Origin of the sequence: Longimicrobium terrae (assembly GCF_014202995.1) — a bacterium.
GTDB lineage: Bacteria > Gemmatimonadota > Gemmatimonadetes > Longimicrobiales > Longimicrobiaceae > Longimicrobium > Longimicrobium terrae.
Window position 1 is genome coordinate 292,319 of record NZ_JACHIA010000001.1, and the last position, 24,766, is coordinate 317,084.

Annotated in this window: 30 protein-coding genes; 3 read left to right on the forward strand and 27 right to left on the reverse strand. The window is 68.3% G+C overall.

Annotated elements, in window-relative coordinates:
* Position 1: 1 nt before the first annotated feature.
* From secY to rpsL, 26 genes are all read right to left on the reverse strand, one after another.
* Positions 2-1,327, reverse strand: coding sequence for a preprotein translocase subunit SecY (secY, locus tag HNQ61_RS01245; RefSeq protein WP_170030902.1), 1,326 nt, complete (start codon positions 1,325-1,327; stop codon positions 2-4).
* Position 1,328: 1 nt separating this feature from the next.
* Entirely contained in the window at positions 1,329-1,787 is a 459-nt protein-coding gene (gene rplO / locus HNQ61_RS01250; RefSeq protein ID WP_170030904.1) for a 50S ribosomal protein L15, read from the reverse strand.
* Entirely contained in the window at positions 1,780-1,977 is a 198-nt protein-coding gene (gene rpmD / locus HNQ61_RS01255) for a 50S ribosomal protein L30 (protein WP_170030906.1), read from the reverse strand. Before rpmD ends, rplO begins: the two co-directional genes overlap by 8 nt.
* Positions 1,970-2,698: a 30S ribosomal protein S5 gene (rpsE, locus tag HNQ61_RS01260; RefSeq protein WP_170030908.1), complete on the reverse strand. Its 729-nt coding sequence runs from the start codon at positions 2,696-2,698 to the stop codon at positions 1,970-1,972. The genes rpmD and rpsE overlap by 8 nt, the downstream gene beginning before the upstream one ends.
* 11 nt (positions 2,699-2,709) lie before the next feature.
* Positions 2,710-3,087, reverse strand: a complete 378-nt coding sequence (gene rplR, locus HNQ61_RS01265) for a 50S ribosomal protein L18 (RefSeq protein ID WP_170030910.1) — start codon at positions 3,085-3,087, stop codon at positions 2,710-2,712.
* Positions 3,088-3,138: 51 nt separating this feature from the next.
* Complete coding sequence (rplF, locus tag HNQ61_RS01270; RefSeq protein ID WP_170030912.1) at positions 3,139-3,678, reverse strand: 50S ribosomal protein L6; 540 nt, start codon at positions 3,676-3,678, stop codon at positions 3,139-3,141.
* A 10-nt stretch (positions 3,679-3,688) separates the two neighbouring features.
* Complete coding sequence (gene rpsH / locus HNQ61_RS01275; RefSeq protein WP_170030914.1) at positions 3,689-4,081, reverse strand: 30S ribosomal protein S8; 393 nt, start codon at positions 4,079-4,081, stop codon at positions 3,689-3,691.
* Between the two features lie 176 nt (positions 4,082-4,257).
* On the reverse strand, positions 4,258-4,443 hold the full coding sequence (locus HNQ61_RS01280) for a type Z 30S ribosomal protein S14 (protein ID WP_170030916.1): 186 nt from the start codon (positions 4,441-4,443) through the stop codon (positions 4,258-4,260).
* Positions 4,444-4,564: 121 nt separating this feature from the next.
* The gene (gene rplE, locus HNQ61_RS01285) at positions 4,565-5,143 is read right to left on the reverse strand and encodes a 50S ribosomal protein L5 (protein ID WP_170030918.1); all 579 of its coding nucleotides are present in this window, start codon (positions 5,141-5,143) and stop codon (positions 4,565-4,567) included.
* A 144-nt stretch (positions 5,144-5,287) separates the two neighbouring features.
* Positions 5,288-5,614 carry a 50S ribosomal protein L24 gene (rplX, locus tag HNQ61_RS01290; protein WP_170030920.1) on the reverse strand — a complete coding sequence of 109 codons (327 nt, stop codon included), beginning with the start codon at positions 5,612-5,614 and terminating at the stop codon, positions 5,288-5,290.
* On the reverse strand, positions 5,614-5,982 hold the full coding sequence (rplN, locus tag HNQ61_RS01295; protein ID WP_170030922.1) for a 50S ribosomal protein L14: 369 nt from the start codon (positions 5,980-5,982) through the stop codon (positions 5,614-5,616). The genes rplX and rplN overlap by 1 nt, the downstream gene beginning before the upstream one ends.
* An 83-nt stretch (positions 5,983-6,065) precedes the next feature.
* A complete protein-coding gene (gene rpsQ, locus HNQ61_RS01300) occupies positions 6,066-6,356 on the reverse strand; it encodes a 30S ribosomal protein S17 (RefSeq protein ID WP_170030924.1) in 291 nt (96 codons plus the stop codon).
* A complete protein-coding gene (rpmC, locus tag HNQ61_RS01305; RefSeq protein ID WP_170030925.1) occupies positions 6,357-6,557 on the reverse strand; it encodes a 50S ribosomal protein L29 in 201 nt (66 codons plus the stop codon).
* On the reverse strand, positions 6,554-7,003 hold the full coding sequence (gene rplP, locus HNQ61_RS01310) for a 50S ribosomal protein L16 (RefSeq protein WP_170030926.1): 450 nt from the start codon (positions 7,001-7,003) through the stop codon (positions 6,554-6,556). The genes rpmC and rplP overlap by 4 nt, the downstream gene beginning before the upstream one ends.
* A 14-nt stretch (positions 7,004-7,017) precedes the next feature.
* Entirely contained in the window at positions 7,018-7,680 is a 663-nt protein-coding gene (rpsC, locus tag HNQ61_RS01315; protein WP_170030927.1) for a 30S ribosomal protein S3, read from the reverse strand.
* Between the two features lie 2 nt (positions 7,681-7,682).
* The gene (gene rplV / locus HNQ61_RS01320) at positions 7,683-8,033 is read right to left on the reverse strand and encodes a 50S ribosomal protein L22 (RefSeq protein WP_170030928.1); all 351 of its coding nucleotides are present in this window, start codon (positions 8,031-8,033) and stop codon (positions 7,683-7,685) included.
* A 20-nt stretch (positions 8,034-8,053) separates the two neighbouring features.
* Positions 8,054-8,341 carry a 30S ribosomal protein S19 gene (rpsS, locus tag HNQ61_RS01325; RefSeq protein ID WP_170030929.1) on the reverse strand — a complete coding sequence of 96 codons (288 nt, stop codon included), beginning with the start codon at positions 8,339-8,341 and terminating at the stop codon, positions 8,054-8,056.
* Positions 8,342-8,522: 181 nt separating this feature from the next.
* Positions 8,523-9,365, reverse strand: coding sequence for a 50S ribosomal protein L2 (rplB, locus tag HNQ61_RS01330; RefSeq protein ID WP_170030930.1), 843 nt, complete (start codon positions 9,363-9,365; stop codon positions 8,523-8,525).
* 4 nt (positions 9,366-9,369) lie between these two features.
* Positions 9,370-9,660 carry a 50S ribosomal protein L23 gene (rplW, locus tag HNQ61_RS01335; RefSeq protein ID WP_170030931.1) on the reverse strand — a complete coding sequence of 97 codons (291 nt, stop codon included), beginning with the start codon at positions 9,658-9,660 and terminating at the stop codon, positions 9,370-9,372.
* Entirely contained in the window at positions 9,653-10,294 is a 642-nt protein-coding gene (gene rplD / locus HNQ61_RS01340; protein WP_170030932.1) for a 50S ribosomal protein L4, read from the reverse strand. Before rplD ends, rplW begins: the two co-directional genes overlap by 8 nt.
* A gap of 14 nt (positions 10,295-10,308) precedes the next feature.
* A complete protein-coding gene (gene rplC, locus HNQ61_RS01345) occupies positions 10,309-10,926 on the reverse strand; it encodes a 50S ribosomal protein L3 (protein ID WP_170030933.1) in 618 nt (205 codons plus the stop codon).
* Between the two features lie 10 nt (positions 10,927-10,936).
* The gene (rpsJ, locus tag HNQ61_RS01350; RefSeq protein WP_170030934.1) at positions 10,937-11,245 is read right to left on the reverse strand and encodes a 30S ribosomal protein S10; all 309 of its coding nucleotides are present in this window, start codon (positions 11,243-11,245) and stop codon (positions 10,937-10,939) included.
* 95 nt (positions 11,246-11,340) lie between these two features.
* Positions 11,341-12,534 (reverse strand): elongation factor Tu, encoded by a 1,194-nt coding sequence (gene tuf, locus HNQ61_RS01355; protein WP_170030935.1) that lies wholly within the window; start codon positions 12,532-12,534, stop codon positions 11,341-11,343.
* 598 nt (positions 12,535-13,132) lie between these two features.
* Entirely contained in the window at positions 13,133-15,229 is a 2,097-nt protein-coding gene (fusA, locus tag HNQ61_RS01360; RefSeq protein ID WP_170030936.1) for an elongation factor G, read from the reverse strand.
* A 113-nt stretch (positions 15,230-15,342) separates the two neighbouring features.
* Positions 15,343-15,813, reverse strand: a complete 471-nt coding sequence (rpsG, locus tag HNQ61_RS01365; RefSeq protein WP_170030937.1) for a 30S ribosomal protein S7 — start codon at positions 15,811-15,813, stop codon at positions 15,343-15,345.
* 3 nt (positions 15,814-15,816) lie between these two features.
* Positions 15,817-16,245: a 30S ribosomal protein S12 gene (gene rpsL / locus HNQ61_RS01370; RefSeq protein WP_170030938.1), complete on the reverse strand. Its 429-nt coding sequence runs from the start codon at positions 16,243-16,245 to the stop codon at positions 15,817-15,819.
* Between the two features lie 600 nt (positions 16,246-16,845).
* Here rpsL and HNQ61_RS01375 point away from each other — a divergent pair.
* From HNQ61_RS01375 to HNQ61_RS01385, 3 genes are all read left to right on the forward strand, one after another.
* Positions 16,846-18,897 carry a hypothetical protein gene (locus HNQ61_RS01375; protein WP_170030939.1) on the forward strand — a complete coding sequence of 684 codons (2,052 nt, stop codon included), beginning with the start codon at positions 16,846-16,848 and terminating at the stop codon, positions 18,895-18,897.
* A complete protein-coding gene (locus HNQ61_RS29435; protein ID WP_170030940.1) occupies positions 18,894-20,132 on the forward strand; it encodes an HD domain-containing phosphohydrolase in 1,239 nt (412 codons plus the stop codon). The genes HNQ61_RS01375 and HNQ61_RS29435 overlap by 4 nt, the downstream gene beginning before the upstream one ends.
* Before the next feature lie 306 nt (positions 20,133-20,438).
* A complete protein-coding gene (locus tag HNQ61_RS01385) occupies positions 20,439-21,644 on the forward strand; it encodes a low temperature requirement protein A (protein ID WP_170030941.1) in 1,206 nt (401 codons plus the stop codon).
* A 435-nt stretch (positions 21,645-22,079) separates the two neighbouring features.
* Here the strand turns inward: HNQ61_RS01385 and HNQ61_RS01390 are convergent, their stop codons facing one another.
* Positions 22,080-24,737 carry a DUF5916 domain-containing protein gene (locus tag HNQ61_RS01390; RefSeq protein ID WP_170030942.1) on the reverse strand — a complete coding sequence of 886 codons (2,658 nt, stop codon included), beginning with the start codon at positions 24,735-24,737 and terminating at the stop codon, positions 22,080-22,082.
* Positions 24,738-24,766 lie beyond the last annotated feature (29 nt).

Sequence of the window (24,766 nt, forward strand, 5' to 3'; positions counted from 1 at the left end):
GTCAGATGTACCGCTGCTGCCGTCCGCGGAACTTGATGCGGCCCTTCTTCATGAAGCCGTCGTACCGGCGCAGCAGCAGGTGCTGCTGCATCTGCTGAACCGTGTCGAGCGCCACGCCCACGGTAATCAGCAGCCCGGTGCCGCCCAGCACGCGGTTCAGTCCCTGAATGCCCATCGCTTCCAGCAGGGCCGAGGGGACCAGCGCGATCAGCGCCAGGAACAGCGCGCCGGGAAGCGAAATGCGCGACATCACCCGGTCGATGTACTCGGCCGTGCGCGCGCCCGGCTTCACGCCCGGCACGAACGCGCCCTGCTTCTTCAGGTTCTCGGCGATGTCTACGGGGTTGTAGATGATCGCCGTGTAGAAGTACGTGAAGAAGACGATCAGCACCGTGAACGCGATGAAGTACGGCACGGTGTTGATGGCGAACCACTGGCTGAAGGTGCGCAGCCAGCCGGTGTTGGTGAACTGCGCGGCCGTGGCCGGAAGGATCATGATCGACTGCGCGAAGATGATGGGCATGACGCCCGCCATGTTGATGCGCAGCGGAATGAACGACTTCTGGCCCTGCCGGATGCGGCCCCGCCCCATCACCTTCTGCGGGATCTGCACCGGGATCTTGCGCGCCGCCATGGTGACGGCGACGGTCCCCGCGATGGTCAGCAGCATCATCACGATCAGGATGACGATGCTGAACGCCCCCACCTGGCCCAGGTACACCAGCCGGCCCGTCTCGTACAGCGCCGAGGGCAGCGCCTCGACGATGCCGAAGAAGATCAGCAGGCTCATGCCGTTGCCGATGCCCCGCTCGGTGATCTGCTCGCCCAGCCACATGATGAACATGGCGCCCGTTACGAGCGTCAGCATCATCACCAGCTGGAAGGGGATCCCCGGACGGGTCACCGCCGCGGGCACCTGCGTCTCGATGAAGCGGGCGAATCCGTACGCCTGAAACAGCGCCAGCACCAGCGTGGCGTACCGCGTGTACTGCGTCAGCTTCTTGCGCCCGTCCTCGCCTTCCTTCTGCATCTTTTCGATGGAAGGCACCACCGCCGCCAGCAGCTGGAACATGATGCTGGCGGAGATGTAGGGCATGATGCCGAGGGCGAACACCGTGGCCCTGGAGAGCCCGCCCCCGACGAACATGTCATAGATCCCGAAGGCGGTGCCCTGAAGCTGCCCGGCGTACGCGCGCAGGGCCGGCACGTTGATCCAGGGCGCCGTGATGTGCGCGCCCACGCGATACACCAGCAGGCACACGAGAGTAAAGACGATCTTCTGTCTCGTCTCGGGAATGCGCCACAGAGTCGCTACGGGATTGGCCATGTCAGCCGATCTCCTGAACGGTGCCCCCCAGGGCGGCGATCTTGTCGCGCGCCGACTGGCTGAACTTGTGGGCCGAGATGTCGACCTTGCGGGTCAGATCACCCGTGCCCAGCACCTTGACCGGCCGCCCCGCGTGCCCGATCAGGCCGCTCGCCTTGAGCGACTCGGGGGTGATGGGGCCCTCGCCTTCCAGCGTTTCCAGCTGGTACAGGTTCACCACCTGGTACTCCACCCGGTTCAGCGGGGTGAAGCCGCGCTTGGGAAGCTGGCGGTGCAGCGGCATCTGGCCGCCCTCGTACCCGGGCTTGCCGCCGCCGGGGCCGTGGTGGCCGGCGCGCGCCTTGGAGCCCTTGTGGCCCTTGCCGGCCGTCTTGCCGGTGCCCGAACCCGGGCCGCGGCCCAGGCGCTTGGTGTCGCGGTGCGACCCCTCGGGCCTCTGCAGATTGCTGAGATCAGCCATTGGTCTCCTGCCCTTCCGTTGCTTCCACCTTCACCATGTGGCGCACCTGGAAGAGCATGCCGCGGATGGCCGCGTTGTCTTCCTGCTCCACCGTGCGCTGGTGCTTGAGACCCAGCGCGCGGAGGGTGCGGCGGTGCGCCTCGGGCGCGCCGCTGTAGCTCTTGGTCTGCGTGATGCGGAGCTTAGCCACGGGCTCCTCCAATCGCCTCGACGGGCACGCCGCGCTCCATGGCCAGCTGCTCGCGGGTCGTCAGACCCTGCAGCGCCGCCATGGTGGCATGCACCATGTTGAACGGGTTGTTGCTCCCCAGCGACTTGGTGAGGATGTCGTGCACGCCCACGCATTCAAGCACCGCGCGCACCGGGCCGCCGGCGATCACGCCGGTACCGGGAGCCGCGGGGCGAAGCAGCACGCGTCCCGCGCCATGCTCGCCGATGATGTCGTGCGGAACGGTGCCTTCGCGGACCGGCACGCGCACCATGGCGCGGCGGGCCGAGTCGATGGCCTTGCGCACGGCCTCGGAAACCTCGTTGGCCTTGCCGGTGCCCACACCCACCTTGCCCGCCTGGTCGCCCACGGCCACCAGCGCCGTGAACGAGAACCGCCGGCCGCCCTTCACCACCTTGGCCACGCGGTTGATGTGAACGACGTTTTCCTTCAGTTCGCTCTCGCGCCCGCCCTGGCCGCCGCCGCGGTTGTCGCGGCCGCCGCCCTGGCCGCCGCGTCCGCCGCGATCGTTGCGTCCGCCGCCTTCACCGCCGGGGCCGCCCTGTCCGGGGCCGCCGCGTCCGCGGCCGCCACCCTGGCCGCCGCCGAAGCCGCCCGGTCGTCCGCCACCCTGGCCGCCGGGGCGTCCACGCCCGCCGCCCGGGCCGCCGCCGAAGCCGCCGCCCTGTCTGCTCTCAGCCATCGCGATCTCCTTTAGAACTCGAGGCCGCCCTCGCGGGCGCCCTCGGCGAAGGCCTTGACCCGGCCGTGATAGACGTACCCGCCGCGGTCGAACACCACCTGGGTGACGCCCATGTCACGGGCCTTCTGGGCCAGCGCCTTGCCCGCGGCATGGCTGGCTTCGGTCTTGGTGAGCTCGGCCCGGCGGGCGCGCAGCTCGCTGTCCAGCGTGCTCAGCCCCACCAGCGTGCGGCCGGCGATGTCATCAACCACCTGCGCCTCCACGTGGTTGATGGAGCGGTGAATGACGAGACGCGGGCGCTCCGAGGTGCCGTGCACCTTGCCGCGGACGCGGCGGTGGCGGCGCGCACGCCGCTCCTCACGCGTCTTGACCCTTCTGGTTCCAGCCATTGGTTCCTCTGGTTGACTATGCGATGATCAGCCGTGGGGGGAGCGGGCGGCTTACTTGCCGCCCGCCTTGCCCGCCTTGCGGCGGATCACCTCGCCCTGGTACTTCACGCCCTTGCCCTTGTACGGCTCGGGCGGACGCAGCGACCGGATTTCGGCCGCCACCTGTCCGACGACTTCCTTGTTGGTCCCGGCGACCTCGACCACGGTCGGCGACACGGCCCGCAGGGTGATCCCCTCGGGGGCCTTGTACTCGATCGGGTGCGAGTAGCCCAGCGCCAGCGTGAGGCCGAACGGCTTGGTCTCGGCGCGGTAGCCCACCCCGACGATTTCCAGCGTCTTGGTGAAGCCGGTGGTCACGCCCTCGATCATGTTGGCCACCAGCGTGCGGCTCAGGCCGTGCAGCGCGCGGTAGCGCGGCTCGTCCGAGGGACGCTCGACGAGGATCTCGCCCTCTTCGCGGCGCACGATGACGTCGCTGTGCAGCGTGCGCTGCAGCTCGCCCCTGGGGCCCTTCACCCGAACCGTATTGCCGTCCAGCTGCACGTCCACGCCGGCGGGAACGGGAATCGGCCTTCTTCCGATACGCGACATCTCGTTCTCCTTACCAGACGTAGGCGATGACTTCGCCGCCCACCTTGGCCGCGCGGGCCTCGCGGTCGGTCATGACCCCGCGGGAGGTGGAAAGCACTGCCATCCCCAGGCCGTTGCGGACCCTGGGGATTTCTTCGACACCCACGTACTTGCGCAGCCCGGGCTTGCTGATGCGGCGCAGCTCGCGGATGACCGGCTTCTCCTGGTAGTATTTCAGATACAGGCGAAGCTGGCCGAAGCGGCCGTCGTCCAAGACCTTGTAGTCGTGGATGTAGTGATTTTCCTTGAGAAGGCGCGCAACTTCCACCTTCAGCTTCGAAACCGGCATGTCCACCCGGCGGTGACGCGCCATTTGCGCGTTCCGGATACGGGTGAGCAGGTCGGCGATCGGATCCGTCAACATGCTCGTACTCCTCTAGTATCCGGCGAAAGGGGTGTCGCGCCGGACTTGAAGGAAAGGGGTTGTCAAAAAGTGCGAAGCCACAAGCCTAACAGCGACCCGGCCCCTCCGTCAACCGCGCGGGGCGGTTTGATGAAGGGCCGGGGCGCCGCGAAGGACGGGCTTCGCGAGGGTGCAGCCTACCAGCTCGCCTTGCGCACGCCCGGAATCTCGCCGCGCAGCGCCTGCTCGCGGAAGCAGATGCGGCACAGTCCGAACTTGCGCAGGAACGCGCGAGGACGGCCGCAGCGATTGCACCGGTTGTAGCCGCGCACGCCGAACTTGGGCTTGCGGTTGGTCTTCTCGATCAGGGCCTTGCGTGCCATGAGCGTTGGTCTCGGGTTCGATGGTCCTGCACCGGACACCCAGTGTCCGGTGCCGCGTGCCCAGCGCCCTTCACGGCCTCACCGGGCACCGGGCACTTCCGTACTGGGCACCGCTGAGAAATCAGCCCGCGTTCACCTGAACGGGGGACTCGTTGCGGAACGGCATTCCCAGTTCGCGCAGGAGCGAAAGCGCCTGGTCGTCGCGGTTGGTCGACGAAACGATGGTGATGTCCAGACCGTGGATCTGGTCCACCTTGTCGTAGTCGATCTCCGGAAAGATCAGCTGCTCCTTGACGCCCATCGTGTAGTTGCCCCGGCCGTCGAACGAGCGGGTGCTCACGCCGCGGAAGTCGCGGATGCGCGGCATCGCCACGTTGATCAGGCGGTCCAGGAACTCCCACATCCGGTCGCGGCGCAGCGTCACCGACGCGCCCACCGGCTGGTTTTCGCGCAGGCCGAAGTTGCTGATGGCCTTCTTGGCGCGGGTCACCACCGGCTTCTGGCCGGTGATCTGCCCCAGCTCCGCCACGACGCCGTCGAGCAGCTTGGGGTTCTTGTTGGCCTCGCCCATGCCCACGTTGAGCACGATCTTCGTCAGCTTGGGAATCTGCATCGAGCTGCTGAAGCCGTACTCCTGCTGGAGCTTGGCGCGGACCTGGTCTTCGTAGAAGCGCTGAAGGCGCGGCTTCTGGTTCGCCATGTGTGTTCTCCGTTCCGTATCCCCCGCGCGGCGAAGCCCGGGAGGGCGGTCACGAGTAAAAAGTGAAAGTGCGAAGTGCTCAGTACCCGGCCTCCGGCGCCTGGTTCACGGGCACCGGAGACTGGGCACTGGGACCTCGTTTCGTCAGACCCGCGGAATGACGCGGCCCGAACGGACGGCCACGCGCTCGCGCTTGCCGTCGGTGCCCGCCGCGCGGCGAACGCGCGTGGGCTCGCCCGAGGCGGGATCCAGCAGCATCACGTTGCTGACGTGGATCGGCGCCTCGAACTCCACGATCCCACCCTCGGGGTTGGTCTGCGAGGGCTTCATGTGGCGCTTGCGGCGGTTGACGCCGTCCACCACCACGCGGCTCTTGTCGGGCTCCACGCGGATGACGGTGCCTTCCTGCCCCTTGTAGTTGCCGCTGATGACCTTGACCCGGTCACCCTTGCGGATGTTGAGCTTGGGCATCAGATGACCTCCGGGGCCAGCGACACGATCTTCATGTATCGCTTGTCGCGCAGCTCGCGGGCAACCGGCCCGAAGATGCGGGTGGCGCGGGGCTCGCCCGCGTCGTTGATGATGACGGCCGCGTTCTCGTCGAAGCGGATGTACGAGCCGTCCTTGCGGCGCACGTTGCGGGTGGTTCGCACCACGACCGCCTTGGCGACGTCGCCCTTCTTCACCGTGCCGTCGGGAAGCGCGTCCTTCACGGCCACGATGATGCGATCGCCCACCGAGGCATAGCGGCGCTTCGACCCGCCCAGCACACGGATGACCAGCGCGCGCTTGGCGCCGGAGTTGTCCGCGATCCGGACGATGGATTCCTGCTGCAGCATTGCGTCTGCTCCCTATTCTCTTCCAGAGGGCCGGCCGCGGCGCGAAGGACGTTCGTCCCCCGCCCCGCCCCTGGCCGCCGTGTTCAGCGGGCTCGCTCGATCAGTTCCGACACGCGCCAGCGCTTGAGCTTGCTCAGCGGGCGGGTTTCGGTAATGCGCACGGTGTCACCGACGTGAAACTCGTTGTTCTCGTCGTGCGCGTGGTACTTCTTGGTGCGCGTCACCTGCTTGCCGTACAGCGGGTGGGCGTACCGGCGCTCCACCTTCACCACGACCGTCTTGTCGCCCTTGTCGGAAACGACGACGCCCGTGCGGGTCTTGCGGCGGTTGCGCTCGTCCTGCTGCTCAACGGCCTGGGTGTTCTCGGCGGCCATTTAGCGACCCTCCTTCTGGTCACGCGCGCGCTGCACCGTCTTGAGACGGGCGATGTCGCGGCGAATGGTGCGGAGCAGCGTGGGATTTTCCAGCTGCTGCGTGGCGGCGCGGAAGCGCAGCCGGAAACGTTCTTCCTGAAGCTGCTGGATGCGCTCGGCGATTTCCTGCGCCGTCATCTCGCGGATCTCGGTACCCTTCACGCCTCACCTCCCTCGGTGGTTGCGGCGGCCGGGGCCGTCTTTTCGCGGACGACGAACTTGCACTTCACCGGGAGCTTGGCCGAGGCCAGCTCCATCGCGCGCTTCGCCGTTTCCAGCGTGACGCCCTCGAGCTCGAACATGATGCGGCCGGGCTTCACCACGGCGACCCACGCCTCGGGGTTGCCCTTGCCCTTGCCCATGCGGACTTCAAGGGGCTTCTTGGTGATGGACTTGGCCGGAAAGATCCGGATCCACACCTTGCCGCCGCGCTTGATGTGGCGCGTCATGGCGATACGGGCGGCCTCGATGGTCCGGTTGGTGATCCACCCGGGCTCAAGGGCCTGCAGGCCGTAGTCGCCGAACGCCACATAGTTGCCGCGGGTGGCCTTGCCACGCATGCGGCCCTTCATCTGCTTGCGGTACTTGACTCTCTTGGGAGCGAGCATGATTCCGTCTCTCCTTACGCGTCGGTCGAGTAGGTCCGGCCACGCCGGTTCTCGACGACTTCACCCTTGAACACCCACACCTTGACGCCGATGGTGCCGAAGGTGGTGCGAGCGGTGGACTGCGCGTAGTCGATGTCCGCGCGCAGCGTCTGGAGCGGAATCCGCCCCTCCTTGTATCCTTCGGTGCGCGCGATTTCGGCGCCGTTCAGGCGGCCGGCGAGCTGCACCTTGATTCCCTCGGCGCCGCTGCGCATGGCGTTCTGAACCGCGCGCTTCATGGCGCGGCGGAACGAAACGCGCTGCACGAGCTGGTGGGCGATGCTGTCGCCGATCAGCTGGGCGTTCACCTCGGGGCGCTTCACTTCTTCCACGTTGATCGCCACTTCGTTGCCGGGCGAAAGGCGCGAAAGCTCGTCGCGGAGCTTGTCGACCTCGCTGCCGCCCTTGCCGATCACCACGCCGGGACGGGCGGTGTGAAGGGTGACGATCGTCTTGCCGGGCTTGCGCTCGATCTCGACTTCGGCGATGGAGGCGTGGCCCAGGCGCTGGTGCAGGTACTTGCGCAGGGTCTCGTCTTCCATCAACAGCTTGGGAAAGTCACGCTCGGCGTACCAGCGCGACTTCCAGGTGGCCACGATCCCCAGCCGGAATCCTCTCGGATGCGTCTTCTGTCCCACGATTACTCCTTGCGGTCGACGATGATCGTGACGTGGCTGGTGCGCTTCAGGATCGGCGTCGCGCGCCCCATGGCGCGCGGGCTGAACCGCTTCAGCGTCCGGCCCTCGTTCACGTAGGCCTCCCGGACCACAAGGTCGTCCACGTCGAGGAAGCTTCCCGCGGCTTCGGCCTTCTGCGTGGCGTTGGCCACGGCGGAGCGCAGGGTCTTCTCGACGGGCGTGGTGGCCGCCTTCTTCGAGAATTTGAGGATGGAGTAGGCTTCGTTCACCCCGCGGCCGCGGATCAGGTCCACGATCAGCCGCATCTTGCGGGGGCTCATCCCGATGCTACGGGCGATGGCGCGAGCTTGCATTAGAATATCCTTTCTCGCGCTCAGCGCGCCTTGGCGCGCTTGTCGACGAGCTTGCCGCCGTGGCCCCGGAAGGTCCGCGTGGGAGCAAATTCGCCGAGCTTGTGCCCGACCATGTTCTCGGTGAGGTACACCGGAATGAACTTGTTTCCGTTGTGCACGGCCAGCGTGTGGCCGATGAACTCGGGGGTGATGGTGGAAGCGCGCGACCAGGTCTTGAGAACCCGGCGCTCGTTCCGCTCGTTCATCAGACGAACCTTCTTCAGGAGGCTTTCCTCCACGAAGGGGCCCTTCTTCAGACTCCTCGGCATTGGTGTCTTTCTCGCTCTTAGTCCCTGGTCCCCCGGCGCCGTGCCGGGGGCGGAGCCCACGTGCGGGACGTTCCCGCAGTGGTGGGCGCGCCTCGGGGTGAACTGCTGAGTGCGTCAGTGCGGGCTGCGTGAGTGCGGAAGGAGTCCTCCCGCACTCACGCACTCAGCACTTCCGCACCTTTTACTTGGTCGCCCGGCCGCGCTTGCGGCCGCGGACGATCAGGCGCGTCGACGCCTTCTTGTGACGGCGCGTCTTCACGCCTTCGGGCTTGCCCCACGGGGTCACCGGGGGACGTCCGCCCGAAGTCTTGCCCTCGCCGCCGCCCATCGGGTGGTCGACGGGGTTCATGGCCACGCCGCGCACCTTGGGACGCTTGCCGCGCCACCGGTTCGCGCCGGCCTTGCCGATGCTCTGCTTCTCATGGTCCACGTTGCCCACCTGGCCGACGGTGGCCATGCACTCGCGGCGCACCATGCGGACTTCCGTGCTGGGCATGCGCAGCGTGACGTGCTCGCCTTCCTTGGCCACCACCTGCACGCCGGCGCCGGCCGAGCGGGCCATCTGGCCGCCCTTGCCCGGACGAAGCTCCACGTTGTGCACCGTGGTGCCCAGCGGGATCTCCGAAAGCGGCATGGCGTTGCCCACGCGGATGTCGGAGCCGGAGCCCTGCTCCACGCGGTCACCCACCTTGATGCCGCGGGGCGCCAGGATGTAGCGCCGCTCGCCGTCCTCGTACACCACCAGCGCGATGTTGGCGGTGCGGTTGGGGTCGTACTCCACGCGCTCCACCTTGCCGGGCACGCCCGGCTTGTTGCGCTTGAAGTCGACGATGCGGTAGATCCGCTTGTGGCCGCCGCCGCGGCGGCGGCTGGTCACGTGGCCGTGATGGTTGCGGCCGCCCGACTTGGTAATGGCCTCGGTGAGCGCCTTTTCCGGGCGCCCGTCGTGCGTCACCTCGGCGAAATCGCTGATGGAGCGAAAGCGCGTGCCGGGCGTAATGGGCCTGAACTGCTTGGTCGGCATTGTGTTACACCCCCTCGAAGATCTCGATGGAGTCGCCCTCTGCGAGGGTGACCACGGCCTTCTTCCACGAGGCCTTCCGGCCCGCCCACTTGCCCATGCGCTTCATCTTGCCGGCGTAGCGCAGGGTGCGGACGGCCGTCACCTTGACGTTGAACTGCTTCTCGATCGCGTAGGCGATCTCGATCTTGTTGGCGTCGTTGGCCACCACGAAGGTGTAGGCGCCGTGCTGGTCCAGCTGGACGTGACTCTTTTCAGTCACCATCGGGCGGACCAGGATCTCGCTGACGTTACGCATGGACGGCCTCCTCGGTGCGCCCGACGGCCTCGAGGGCCGACTGCTCGATGATGACCTGGCGCGCCTTGAGGACGACGTAGGCCGACGCCTGCGAGAACGGGAGCACTTCCACGTTCGGCAGGTTGCGGAACGAGCGGAGCACCGTGTTCTTGCTGCCGTCCGTGAGCACCAGGACGCGCTTGGCGTCGGCGACTCCCATGCGGCCCAGCAGCGACAGTGCAACCTTGGTCTTGGGGGTGTCGAACGCCAGGCGCTCCACCACCACGATTTCGCCGTTGTTCGCCCGCTGGTTGAACGCCGAGCGGCGGGCCAGGGCCTTCACCTTGCGCGGCACGTCCTGGTGGTACGAACGCGGGTGCGGGCCGAACACGATGCCGCCGCCGCGCCAGTGCGGCGCACGGATGGAGCCCTGCCGCGCGCGGCCGGTGCCCTTCTGGCGCCACGGCTTGCGGGCGCCGCCCGAAACGTTGGCGCGGGTCTTGGTGGCGTGCGTGCCCTGGCGCTGGTTGGCCAGGTACGCCTTGATCACCTGGTGCAGCACCGGCTCGTTGATGATGCCGTCAAAGAGCTCCGCGGGGAGCTCGAACGCATCGCCGGGCTCGCCGGCGGCGTTGAAGAAACGTGCAGTTGCCATTTTTCAGGATCCCCTTACTGCCGCGTGACGAAGACGTAGCCGTTCACGGGACCCGGCACGGCTCCGCGCACGTACAGCAGGTTCCGCTCGGCGTCGACCTTGGCCACCAGCAGGTTGCGCACGGTCTGCTGCGCGTCGCCCATGTGGCCGGGCATGCGCTTGCCCTTGATGACGCGCGACGGGTTGGTGCCGGCGCCGATGGAGCCCGGAGCGCGGTGCACGCGGGTGGCGCCGTGCGAGGCGCGTCCGCCGCCGAATCCGTGGCGCTTCATGACGCCCTGGAAGCCGCGGCCCTTGGTGACGCCCGTCACCTTGACGCGCAGTCCGCGCTCGAAGCCGTCCACCGTCACGCTCTCGCCCAGGGCGGGAGCGGCGTCGAAGCGGAACTCCTTGAGCACCGCGGGCGCGGCCTCGAGGCCGGCCTTGGTGGCGTGGCCCTTTTCCGCGCTGGTGGCGCGGGTGGCCTTCTTGGCGCCGAATCCGAGCTGAACGGCCGCGTAGCCGTCCTTCTCGTCGGTGCGAACCTGTACCACGGGGCAGGGCCCCGCTTCAATGACGGTCACGGGCACGACGGCTCCGGACTCGTCGAAGATCTGGGTCATCCCCAGCTTCCGTCCGATGATTCCCGACATCGAGGTCTCCTCAGTCCACCTTGATCTCGACGTCGACACCGGCCGGAAGATCCAGCTTGGTCAGAGCGTCGACGGTCTGCGGGCGCGAGTCCAGGATATCGATGACGCGCTTGTGCGTCTTCAGCTCGAACTGCTCGCGGCTCTTCTTGTCCACGTGCGGAGACCGCAGAACGGTCCACCGCTGAATCCGCGTGGGCAGCGGAATGGGGCCGCTGACGCGGGCTCCCGTCTTTTCCGCCGTGCGGACGATGTCGGCCGTGGTCTGATCGATCACCGCGTGATCGAAGCCCTTCAGCCGAATGCGAATCTTGCCTGCCATGTATGTAAGTCCGGTTGACGTTGTTCAGAAGCTCAGGTGCGAACAGAGGCGCGGGGCGGCACCAGGCCGTCCCGCGCTCCTTACGCCAACCGTCTTCAGTCCAGGATTTCGGTGACGACGCCGGCGCCGACGGTGCGGCCGCCCTCGCGGATGGCGAAGCGCAGTTCCTTCTCCATGGCGATGGGCGTGATCAGCTCCACCGTCATCTGCACGTTGTCGCCCGGCATCACCATCTCCACACCTTCGGGGAGGTCGGCGGTGCCCGTCACGTCCGTCGTGCGGAAGTAGAACTGCGGGCGGTACCCGGTGAAGAACGGCGTGTGACGGCCGCCTTCTTCCTTGGTCAGCACGTACACCTCGGCCTTGAACTTCGTGTGCGGCGTGATGGTCTTGGGCTTCGCCAGCACCATGCCGCGCTCGATGTCGTCCTTGGCCACGCCGCGGAGCAGCAGTCCGACGTTGTCGCCGGCCTGGCCCTCGTCCAGCAGCTTGCGGAACATCTCGACGCCGGTGACCGTCGTGCTCTTTTCGGCACCGAAGCCCACCAGCTCCACCGTCTCGCCCACCTTGATGATGCCGCGCTCGATGCGGCCCGTGGCCACCGTGCCGCGGCCGGTGATCGAGAACACGTCCTCGACCGGCATCAGGAACGGCTTGTCCACCTGGCGCTCCGGCTGCGGAATCCAGGTGTCGATCGCGTTCATGAGCTCGCCGATCTTGGAGCCCCACTCGCTGTTCGGATCACCCGACTCCAGCGCCTTGAGCGCAGAGCCCTTCACGATCGGCGTATCGTCGCCCGGGAAGTCGTACTCGCTCAGCAGCTCGCGGACTTCCAGCTCCACCAGCTCCAGCAGTTCCGGGTCGTCGACCATGTCGACCTTGTTCATGAACACCACCACGTACGGCACGTTCACCTGGCGCGCCAGGAGGATGTGCTCGCGCGTCTGCGGCATCGGGCCGTCGGCCGCCGACACCACCAGGATCGCTCCGTCCATCTGCGCCGCGCCCGTGATCATGTTCTTCACGTAGTCGGCGTGGCCCGGGCAGTCCACGTGCGCGTAGTGACGGTTCGCCGTCTGGTACTCCACGTGCGCCGTCGAGATCGTGATCCCGCGCGCCCGCTCTTCCGGAGCCTTGTCGATGTTGTCGAAGCTGATGAAGTCCGCGAACCCCTGCGCAGCCTGAATGCGCGTGATCGCGGCCGTCAGCGTGGTCTTGCCGTGGTCGACGTGGCCGATGGTGCCCACGTTTACGTGCGGCTTGTTGCGCTCAAACTTGGCCTTGGCCATTGGTTTGAATCCTCAGTCCCGAGGGTGGTGGAGAAAAGATGGCTGAATGGATTCCGCCCGGCGGCGCACTGCGCCCCGGGCCGGCGAACCGCCTCAGCCGCGGAATCGGGTGGTCCGGCGTCTCCTCGCCGGGCCCAACAAACAACACACCCTGCCGCCCTCGTCCGCTGCGGCAAGGTGTTCACGCGCCGGGGACCGCGATGTTCCGCGGTCCAAAACCGGGGCAAGACGCGAAGGATAGCGACATTCACACTCCCCGTCAACCCCTGCGGCGGCGTAACTGCTTGTCCGGTGGGGTGGATGGAGCGGCCGCGGCCCGCGAAAACGAACAGCCGTTTCACACGGAGGACACGGAGGCGGCACGGAGGGCACGGAGGAACAGCAACAGACCGGAATCTCACGCAGAGCAGCAGAGAAGCAGAGAAGCAGAGAAAAGATCAATAACAGGATGGATCAACGCAGTGCCTGCCCCGTCTTTCTCTGCGTCTCGGCGGCTCTGTGTGAGGCTGTTCCTGTTGGCCTGCGGGGACATGATCCGCCGGAAACAGAAAGGGCGGCCACGAGGGCCGCCCTTTCATTCATCAACCGCGTGGAACGATCAGCCGCGGACCTTGGCGACGATCTCTTCCGACTTGGCCTTGGGCACTTCCTCGTACGTCGAGAACTGCATGCTGTACACCGCCCGGCCCTGGCTCATGGAGCGCAGGTTGGTGGAGTAGCCGAACATTTCGGACAGCGGCACGAAGGCGTTGATCACCTGCGCTTCGCCGCGCTGGTCCATGCCCTGGATCTTGCCGCGGCGGCTGCTCAGGTCGCCGATGACGTCGCCCATGTAGTCCGACGGCGTCACGACTTCCACGCTCATCACCGGCTCCAGAATCACCGGCTTGGCGCGGCGGGCGGCCTCCTTGAAGGCCATCGAAGCCGCGATCTTGAAGGCGATTTCCGACGAGTCCACGTCGTGGTACGAGCCGAAGATCAGCTCCACCTTGACGTCCACCATCGGATAGCCCGCCAGCACGCCCGTGTCCATGGACTCGCGCAGGCCCTGCTCGCTCGGCTTGATGAACTCGCGGGGAATCACGCCGCCCACGATCTTGTCTTCGAACACGAAGCCCTGGCCCGGCTCGGCCGGCATCATGTTGATGACCACGTGCCCGTACTGGCCGGAACCGCCGGTCTGGCGAACGAACTTGCCCTCGACCTTTTCCACCCGGTTGCGGATGGTTTCGCGGTAGGCCACCTGCGGACGGCCCACGTTGGCTTCGACCTTGAACTCGCGCAGCATGCGGTCCACCAGGATTTCCAGGTGGAGTTCGCCCATGCCCGAGATGATGGTCTGCCCCGTCTCGGTGTCGGTGTGCACCTTGAACGTCGGGTCTTCGTCGGCCAGGCGGCGCAGCGCCTCGCCCATCTTGTCCTGGTCAACCTTGGTCTTGGGCTCGATGGCCACCGAGATCACCGGCTCGGGGAAGGTCATCGACTCCAGCACCACGATGTTTTCCGGATCGCACAGCGTGTTGCCGGTGGTGGTGTCCTTGAGGCCGATCGCCGCGGCGATGTCGCCCGCGCGCACCTCGGGGATCTCTTCACGCTTGTTGGCGTGCATCTGAAGGATGCGGCCCAGGCGCTCGCGCTTGTTCTTGGTGCTGTTCAGCACGTGGCTGCCCGAGGCGATGACGCCCGAGTAGACGCGGAAGAACGTGAGCTTACCCACGAACGGGTCGGTGGCGATCTTGAACGCCAGCGCCGAGAACGGCTCGTCGTCGGTGGCGTGCCGCTCGATGGGCGCGTCGTTGTTCTCCGGGTCCGTGCCCTTGATGGCCGGAATGTCGACCGGGGCCGGCAGGTAGTCGATCACGGAGTCCAGCAGCTGCTGCACGCCCTTGTTCTTGAACGCCGAGCCGGTGAGCACCGGAACGATGGCGCCCGCGATGGTGGCGTTGCGGATGGCGCGGCGCAGCTCGGGCTCGCTGATCTCTTCTCCTTCCAGATAGCGCTCCATGAGCGCCTCGTCGTGCTCCACCGCGCCCTCGACCAGGGCGAAGCGGGCGGCGGCGGCGGATTCCTTGAGCGAGTCGCGGACGGGCTGCTCCGTCCAGTTCTTGCCCGCCGTGTTGTCGTCGTAGATCAGCTCCACCTGGCGAAGCACGTCGACGATGCCGACGAAGTTTTCGCCGTCGCCGATGGGCAGGTGAATGGGCATGGGGTTGGCGCCCAGCCGGTCCACGATCATGCTCACGCAGCGCTCGAAGTTGGCGCCGGTGCGGTCCATCTTGTTGACAAAGCAGATGCGCGGCACGCCGTACTTGTCGGCCTGGCGCCACACCGTTTCGGACTGCGGCTCAACACCGGCCACCGCGTCGAACACGCAGACGGCGCCGTCGAGCACGCGGAGCGAGCGCTCCACCTCGACGGTGAAGTCCACGTGCCCCGGGGTGTCGATGATGTTGATGCGGTAGTCCTGGTCGAAGCGGGTCCACTGGCACGTCGTGGCGGCCGACGTGATGGTGATTCCGCGCTCCTGCTCCTGCTCCATCCAGTCCATGGTCGCCGCACCGTCATGCACTTCGCCGATCTTGTGCGTACGGCCGGTATAGTACAGGATGCGCTCGGTGGTGGTCGTCTTGCCGGCATCGATGTGCGCCATGATGCCGATGTTGCGGTATTTCTCGAGCGGTGTGGTGCGGGCCATTGGTTGTCGTCTATCGTTAGTGGAAAACGCGGGGCACAAAGGGCGGTGACTCCGCCCTTCGCACCTCCGCGCGTCCAGTTGTTCGGTTCAGCCGGAACGGTGTCCGAGCGGAATTACCAGCGATAGTGGGCGAACGCCTTGTTGGCTTCAGCCATGCGGTGCGTGTCGTCCTTCTTCTTGATGGTCGCTCCCTCGTTGCGGGAGGCGGCCAGCAGTTCGGCGGCCAGGCGGTCGGCCATGGTCTTTTCGCCGCGGGCGCGGGCATAGCCCACCAGCCAGCGCATGGCGAGAGCCTGGCGGCGCTCCGGACGCACTTCGACGGGCACCTGGTACGTGGCGCCGCCGACACGGCGGCTCTTGACCTCGAGCACCGGCTTGGCGTTGTTGAGCGCCGTCTTGAAGACGGTTTCGGCCGGCTGGCCGGTGCGCTCTTCCATCACCTTCATGGCGTCGTAGAAGATGCTTTCGGCGGTGGACTTCTTGCCGTCCAGCATCAGCGTATTGACGAACTTGGTGATCGTCTCCGACCCGTAGACGGGATCCGGGATGATCGGGCGCTTGACGGCGCGTGTGCGACGGCTCATGACTTACCTCTTCCCCTTTCCGCCCTTGCCGGCGGGAGCTCCCTTGCCGGCGGCCTGCCCGGGCTTGGGACGCTTGGCGCCATACTTGGAACGGCTCTGGCGGCGGTCGTTGACCCCGGACGCGTCGAGCGTGCCGCGGATGATGTGGTAGCGGACGCCCGGAAGGTCCTTCACGCGGCCGCCGCGAATGAGCACGATGCTGTGCTCCTGCAGATTGTGCCCCTCGCCCGGGATGTACGCCGTAACCTCAACCCCGTGGGTCAGCCGCACACGCGCGACCTTCCGGAGTGCCGAGTTGGGCTTCTTCGGGGTCGTGGTGTACACGCGGGTGCACACGCCACGCTTCTGCGGATTGTTCCGCATGGCGGGGGACTTGCTCTTCTTTTCGAGCGTCTCCCGACCCTTGCGGACCAGCTGGTTGATCGTCGGCATACTAGGGAAAGCCTGGACAGTAGACGAAAAAAGCAGGCGAGGACCAATGGGTCCCCGCCGCCGCCAACACGCCGGTTGTGCGACAGACGGGGAAAGGTAAGGGCCCCGCCGGTATCGGTCAACCCCCCCGCGCCGGGCTTCTCTTCATCTCCGTGCTCCGCCCCCGCCCCGCCCGCCGTCCTCCCGCGCCGCGCACCCCGTCCCGCCCGCACAATTCCCCGCCGCCCGCCTCGCATTCCGGGCTCCCGGGCCGCGCCGAGAACCCTCGACAAACGCTCCCGACCATCCCGTAATCCCGTATCCGCCCATTTGCGGCATTCGCGTCCTCCGGTCTGTATCCGGACGTGCCGTATCCAACCGCGGACTGCCCGCGCCGCTGGCGGGAACCGGTTGTTCTCATCCGCCCCATCCCGCGCGCGTACGGTTCCCTCCCCTCCACCACGGGATGCCGCTGCGGCGCTGGCCCCGCCCCGCACAGTCTCCGCCGCTTCGTCCGCGCAGACCGCTGCAGGAGCGCTCCGGACGGGTCTTTTGACCTGTTGCACATGGCGGGAAATGTAGTCATCTTTCCCCGCACTTCATCCTCCGGCCCGGCCATTCATGCCACACCCCGCGGCGGTCCCGACTCCCGGCGAATCCATCGCCGCGGGCCGGGACTTTGTCCACCTGCTGACCGAGTTCGCCGTCGCCATCCAGCACCACGGCACCTATCCGCCGGGGCACCCGTTTCTGTCGCGTTCGGCGGATGCGGTGGTCACGCGCCTGGACGCGGTGCTGGACGGCCGCGCCGCGCTGTCGTTCGGCGTGGCGCGCGCGCAGCTGGTGATCGAGGGCGTGGCTACCGATCCCGCCAACCCCGTGCTGGCCGGTCTCGCCGGGCGCCTGCACCGCGGCCGGATCGGCGCGGTGACGCTGCGGCGCGGGCTGGACCGCGACGAAGCCGGCTCGCTGCTCACCTTTCTGGCGCGCGAAACGGAGGCCGGCCGTCCCCCCGCGGAGCTGTCCGCGGCGGAATGGAGGCACGCAGCGCTGCATTCCGTCTCCTTTGCGCAGCTGGAATTCACGGGAGACGAGCCGGAATCGGAGGGCGCCGCCTCCGTGCGCGCCGCGCGGCTGTGGGTGGGGCTGGCGCGCGCGGCGCTGGCCCGCGACGACGCGCCGGAAGAGGAAACGCGCCAGCCGGCCGCCGTGGCGAGGGCCATCGACCAGCACCCCCGCGCCGCCGCGTACGACCAAGTGATCGTGGGCTACCTGCTGCAGATGGCGGAGGAACTGCGCGCGGAAGCGGGCCCCGGCGCGGCGGAAGTTCGGCGGCGCGTCAGCGACCTGCTGCAGCGGCTGGATCCCGCCACGCTGCGCCGGCTGGTGCGAATGGGGGGAGACGAGCCGCAGCGCCGCCGCTTTCTTCTGCACGCCAGCCAGTCGTTCGCCGCCGAAGCGGTGGTCCGCCTGGTGCGCGCCGCTGCGGAGGCGGAGGGGCAGACCATCTCCCACTCCCTCATGCGCCTGCTGACCAAGCTTTCCGCGCACGCAGACGGCAGCGCCGGCGCGCTCCGTTCGGCGGCGGACGCGGCGCTGCGCGAGCAGGTGGAGCGGCTGGTGGAAGGGTGGGCGCTCCCCGATCCCAATCCCGAAACGTACACCCGCGCGCTGGACCTGCTCGCCGGGTCGGTGGCGGGAGAGGTGGGCGTGCTTCCCGGCCCCAACGAGCCGGACGCGGAGCGGGTGGTGCAGACGGCGCTGGAGGTGGGCGCGGACGGCCCGGCGGTGCGGCGCGCGGTCACCCTCATGCTTTCCGGCGCGGCGCTCCCCCGGCTGGTGTCGCTGCTGGCGGACGCGCCCGCGGGTTCCGCGCTGGCGGGGAGCGTGTGGCCGGCCGTGCTGCAGCCCGGCTCCGTCCGCGCGCTGCTGCGGGCGGGTTCCGCCGGCGCGGCGGCGCTGGACGTGGTCGCCGCGCGGATCGGGGCGGACGCCATGGCCGCGCCCGTGCTGGAGGAATTGGCCGAGTCGCCGTCGCGCACGGTGCGGCGGGCGGCGCTGGACCGGGCGGCGGCGCTGGGGCGCGCGGCGGTGCGGGAGATCGGGGATCGGCTGGCGGACGAGCGGTGGTACGTGGTGCGCAACCTCCTGGGGCTGCTGGCGGACCTGGGGGCGCTTCCCCCGGGCGTGCCGATGGCGCCCTGGCTGCGCCACGCGGATGCGCGGGTGCGGCGGGAAGCGTTCCGCGCCGCGTTTCGCGCCGGGGCGGAGCGCGAGCGCGCGCTGGGGCTGGCGCTTACGGACACGGACCCGCAGGTGCAGCGGCAGGCGCTGGCGGAGTGCGCGGCGGACTGCCCGCCCGCGGTGCTCCCCCTGGTGCTGCGTCGCACGGACGACGCGGCGACGGACCCGGAGCTGCGCCTGCTGGCCATCCGCGTCCTGGGCGCCTCCGCCGACGCGCGCGCCCTGCATACGCTGCTGCGGCTGGCGGGCGCCGGCCGCACCCTGCTGGGCCGCGTGCGCCTGGCGCCGCAGTCTCCGGAAATGGTGGCCGCCGTCGCCGCGCTGCGCGCCGGGTGGAGCACCGATCCCGCCGCCGCGCCTCTCCTGGCCGCCGCGCGCAGATCCGCCGATCCCGTCCTTTCCCGCGCCCTCCTTCTCGATCCATCGTGAGCGATCCCGTCCGTTTTCTGACGGCCATGGCGCAGGCGATTGCCACCATGTCCCTGTACGCCGACCTGCATCCCGCGCGCAAGCGTGCCCTGGACGCGGCGTATGGGCCGCTGGCAGAGCTGCAGTCCTCCATCCCCCGCCAGTCCTTCACCTTTCTGGGGGATGAGGTGCTGCATGGCGCGCAGCCGCTGCACGAGCTTCGCCGGTGGGAGTGGAGCGCGCGGCTGGTGGCGGCCGGGGTGCAGCGGCTGGAGTTCGACGAGCCGGTGTCGCGAGAGGAATTGGAAGGGCTGCTGGATGAACTGCTGGCGCGCCTCACCCTTTCCGCCGTGGACTCGCCGGAGATGCGGCAGATGCGCCGGACGCGCATCCGCATCGGCATGGTGGGGGTGCGCGACGACACGCGGGCGGAGCCGGAGCCGGATGCCGCGCCGCTGCACTACTCGCTGATGGACGAGGTTCAGGCGGTACGCTGGATGAACGCGGACGTGGAGCAGATGCGCCCCGTTCCCGTGGCCGAGGCGGAGGCCGTCGTCCGCTCGCTTTCCGTGGCCATGCACGGCGACCAGCAGATGATTCTGCCCCTGCTGCGCCTGCGCGATCACGACGAGTACACGACGACGCATTCGATGAACGTCGCCGTGCTGACGATGGCGCTTTCCGAGTATCTGGGCTTTCCGCAGACGGACGTGCGGGCATTCGGCGTGGCGGGGCTGCTGCACGACATCGGCAAGGTGCGCATTCCGCGCGATATCCTGAACAAGCCGGGCAAGCTGACGGAGGCGGAGCGCGCCGTCATCAACCAGCACCCGGTGGACGGGGCGCGGCTGCTGCTGGACACGGAGCGCAACCTGGAAACGGCGGCGGTGGTGGCGTACGAGCATCACCTGATGCACGACGGGGGCGGCTACCCTTCCCTGTACTACTGCCGTTCCTGCCACTCCGCCAGCCGACTCGCGCACGTGTGCGACGTGTACGACGCGCTGCGCACGCACCGCCCCTACCGCGACGCGTGGACCTCCGCCCGGGTGCTGCAGTACATCACCGACCGCGCGGGAACGGAGTTCGATCCGGACGTGGCCACCGCGTTCGTGAGCATGATGGGAAAGTGGGAGCACCGCATCGCCGTGCTGGAGGATGAACGGCAGCCCGTCCGCGCGCCCGCGTCCCCGCCCGCGATGGACCCGCCGCCAGCCATCGTCCCGGAGATGGAGACCGCCGCGCCGGCCGCGTAGCTGGGGGATCGCAGATCGTGGAGAGCCTTTCCGCACGCGGGGAGGCTCTTCGTCGTTTCTGTCCCGCCGTGGCGCGGCACGAGCGTCCAGCCTTTGTTCAGGCCGGATTCGTGCGTTCGCCAGCCGTTTTCTCCCGGCCCGCCCCGCGTGGCCCGGCCGGGACCGACACGGATTCGGCGCCTGTCTGATGAACGCTCCTGGTCGACCCCGCAAGCTTCCGCCGCTGGACGTGCATTCTTCTCCGGCGATGGCGGGAAACCGCATCCGTCCATCGTACACGACTTATCGCGAACGGGACGGTGCGCGATGACGGGGCGGCGTTCCCGCTGGCTGCGGCCTCCCGCTCTGCGCAACGCCGAGGACACGGGGGAGCGCCACGCCACGTGGATGGAGCTGTTCTATGACCTGGTTTTCGTCGCGGCGGTGTCGCAGATCGGGAGGATGCTGCACCACCACACCGGCGCCGCCAGCGTCCTGGCCACGGCGGCGCTGTTCGTCCCCATCTGGTGGTCGTGGATCGGTACGACGTTCTATTCGGACCGGTTCGACACGGACGACCTGAGCGACCGGCTGCTGGTGCTGGCGCAGATGGTGGCGGCGGTGACGATGGCCATCCACGTTCACGGCGCGCTGGACGGCGGCGGGCGGGCGTTCGCGCTGGCGTACGCGTCGGGACGATGCTTTCTGGTGGTGCAGTACTTTCTGGCCATGCGGCACGTCCCCGATGCGCGCGGGCTGGCGCGGCGGTTCGCGGGCGGGTTCGCGCTGGCCGCGGGGATCTGGGCCGCATCCGCGCTGGTGGAGCCGCCGCTGCGCTTCTGGCTGTGGGGACTGGCGCTGATGGTGGACATCGGCACGCCCATCACCAGCGGACGGCTGCACGCGGACGTCCCCACCAGCCGCACGCACCTGCCGGAGCGCTTCGGGCTCTTCATGCTCATCGTGCTGGGCGAATCCATCGTGGGCGTGGTGTCGGCGCTGGCGACGGACGCGCCGAGCGCCACCGCGGTGCGCACCGGGGTGATGGGGATGCTGATGGCGTTCGGGCTCTGGTGGATCTACTTCGAGAACCTGGACGGCGCGGCGGTGCACGCCGTGCGCGAAGAAGGGCGCACCGGGCGATACCACCTGTGGCTGTACGCGCACCTGCCGCTGGCCGCCGGGCTCACGGCGACCGCCGCGGGGATCCGCCTCGCTGTCACCACGCGATCCACCGCCGCGGTGGACCCGGCGGACCGATGGATTCTGTGCGGCGGCTACGCGCTTTGTCTGCTGGGGATCGGCCTGGTGAACCTGGGCGAGCCCGGCGCGGAAGGGCAGCGGCGCTCGCGGCGCAAGCTGATGTGGCGGCTGGCGGGTGCCGGTGGGGCGCTGGCCGTGGGCGCGCTCACGACGGGCGAGCGGCCGGGGATCGTGGCGGGCGCGCTGGCGGTGATCGGGATCGCGCAGATCATCACCGATCCGCCCAACTGGCGGCACCACGAGCAGGCGCTGGAGATCGGGGGCGAGTAGGATTTCGGCATGAGGATGGATGAGGATGGATGAGGGATGAGGGTGGGGGATGGCGGTCTATCCGTGGCGCTACCTCCTGAGCGGATGAATCCGCCGCTCGAACAGCGCAAAGCCCCGACACCGGCCGCTGGCGCGTCCGGTTCGGGGCTTCAACTGCATTGGGGATTACGTCGCGGCCACGGTCCGCGGAGGCGGACATCGTGTGTTTCGAGGCGCGGTTTCAACCGCCGGACGGAACTCCGCCGCCCCGCGGGAACCCGGCCCGCATCGGATCGCCTTCCGCACGAACCTCATCCCGCATCGGAACCTGCGGGCGAATCTGATTCCGCATGGGATCGCCCTCTACCTGTGCCTCACCTCAGACGTTCATCGGACGTTCATCGGCGATGAGGCGAGCGATCAGGCGTCAGGTGAAGCCGGCACCCGGTGCGATGATCACCGGATGGGGATCCAGTACGACATCTTGAGCGCGAGCACGTTGTCGCCACGGGCGCCAAAGGTATCGCCCAGCGCGCCGAATCCCACGTTGTTCCCGCCCAGTTCGCTCGCCGAGCGGTCCTGCTGCCAGACGAGAAAGAACGTGCTTCCCGGCCGCCACTCCCACCGCATCACCGCGTTGCTGCGGAACGAGCGGATGGTGAAATCGCTGGCGATCTGCTGGCGGTCCAGCTCCCCGTCCCCATCCTCGTCCGCATCGCCGACAAAGAAGTGCTCGCCGCGCTCGCTCACCACGCGGCCGCCGGTTCCGTCCAGCCGCAGCGCGCCCGGCGCGCGCAGCTGGCCGAAGCTCTCGTACCGTCCGTTGGCGGCAAACGGCTCCATGTAGAACTCCAGCGACAGGTCCGGCGTGAACAGGTAGTTCAGCCGCGTCGCCGCGGAGACGATGGTTTGATCGACCGAAGCAAAGGTGTAGCGCCGCCCGTAGGTGGCGTCCGGCCCACCGGGGAGGGAGGCGACGTACTGCCGCGGGTCCGTCATCCGCCTCCACAGCGGCTCTACCGAAAGCTGCCACCGCGGTCCCGGGCGCGCCGACAGCGCGGTGGTGAACAGCAGGTACTTCGATCCTTCTTCGCCGCGCCCGACCGTCACCTGCCCCGACGCGCGCGTCATCCAACTTTCCGGCATTCCTACCGCCGCAATCGCCCGCCACGAAGCCGGCGTTCCCGCCAGCGGCCCGCCGCGCGTGTAGGAATCGCTCAACGCGCGCATGTCCTTCCACGCGATCAGCGTCGTCGTCCAGAAGCTCTTCCACGTGAAGCGCATGTCCGTGCGCAGCGCGCTGAAGGTGCGCGTCCGCCCGAAGTTCCACGTGTTCTCCGACGTCAGGCCGATGTCGTAGCGGCGAAACAGCTTGCCGGGCTGCGTTTCGCGGTAGCGCAGGTTGCCGTAGCCGAACACCTCGTCCGCGCGCCCCATGAATCCGGCGTCGTTCAGCTCCAGCCCCGGCGACTGGCCGCTGGCCTGCGCCACCCACAGCCAATGCCTGCCGCTTTCCCGCGCCACCTGCAGCTGCGCCGTGTATCCGCCCAGCGACGTGCGCGACGGGTCCACGCGCACGTAGTCCTGGTCCGGCCGTTGAAAGAAGCGCACGCTGGAACGCTGGTTCCGCAGTAGCGCCAGCGAATCGCCCGCGACGTAGCTGAACCCCGCGTAGCCGCTGACCGAATATTCCCCGCCACGAAAGCGCAGATTCCAGTCGCCGCCGCCGGCCAGCGCGTCTCGGTTCAGCAGCTGCGCCAGGGGCTCGTCATCCTCCATGTCGCGATGCACGGCGGTAAGCAGCACCCCCGCGGTGGACTGGCTGGCGCCGAACTCCTGCTGCGCGCGCGCCACGCCGTACCCGGTGCGCGGCGCGACGCGGACGCGGTCGAACCCGTCTCCCGCCACGTCGAAGCCGCGGGCGTACGCATCGTCCGTCACCGCCGCCAGCGCGCCGACGGAGGTGCCGGTCGATAGCCGCCCCGTCAGCTTTGCCGCGCCCAGAATGGCGCTGTTGCGCGGCCACTGCTGAAAGTCGCCCGCCACTTCCAGCCTGGAGAGCGCCACATCCGGAATGCCGCCGATGCGGCGCGAGTAGAAATACTCCGGACCGCTTCCCGCCAGCAGCTGCTTTCCTTCGATGAAGAACGGCCGCCGCTCGTCGAAGTAGGCCTCGTACGCGGACAGGTTCACCTGCGCGGGGTCCAGCTCCACCTGGCCGAAGTCGGGATTCACCGTTCCCTCCAGCGTCAGATTGGGGCCCACGCCCATCTTGAGGTCCGCACCGACCCGCGCTTCCAGCGTGCTGCCGTCGTCAAAGGGATTGCCTGCGCCCGGCGCGCCCGTGAACGTGCCGGAACTCGCCACGTACGGCAGGATCTCCGCGCGCCGTGCCGGGCGGATGCCGCGAATGCCCGTCAGCGTGCCGAAGCGCGACGCCCAGCCGGTCTCCTGCGTGGGAACGGCGATCCAGAACACGTCTTCCTGCGTACCGGGATTCCACCGGTCCACGTTCAATCCCCACGTCTGCTCGTCGCGCGCGTTGAAGCGAAGCTGGCTGAAAGGGATGCGCATTTCCGCCGTCCATCCCAGCGAATCGCGGCTGACCTCGGCCTGCCACACCGGATCGAACGACAGGTCCAGGTCGTACTCGTCGTCGCGCGCGTGGTACCAGTCCATCCGCGTTCCCGCGGCGGTCACGCCAAAGCTGTACGCGGTGCGGCGGTCCAGGTACGTGTCCAGCGAAATCCACACGTGCTCGGCCGCGGCGCCGTTGTCGCGCCGGCTGACGGGCGCGCGGATGGCGGCGGGATCGCGGGAGAACATGCGCGCCGCCACGTACAGCGCGTGATCGTCATACACGAAGCGCAGTTCCGTGCGATCCGTCGGCGCGGCACCCTCGTTGGGCTGCTTCTGCACGAAATCCGACATCACGGGTGCGGCCGCCCAGGCCGCGTCGTCCAGCACGCCGTCCACAGTGGGCACGCGGCCCTGCAGCCGGACGGCGCGGATCTCCTTGCGCGGCGCCGTCGTGCGTGCCGAGTCAGGCGTCTGCGCCCATCCGCTGGCGGCAAACAGCAAGGCGGGGAGGACGACGAGCAGTGTGCGAATCACGATCGCCTCCAGGGCGGATGAGGAGCGTT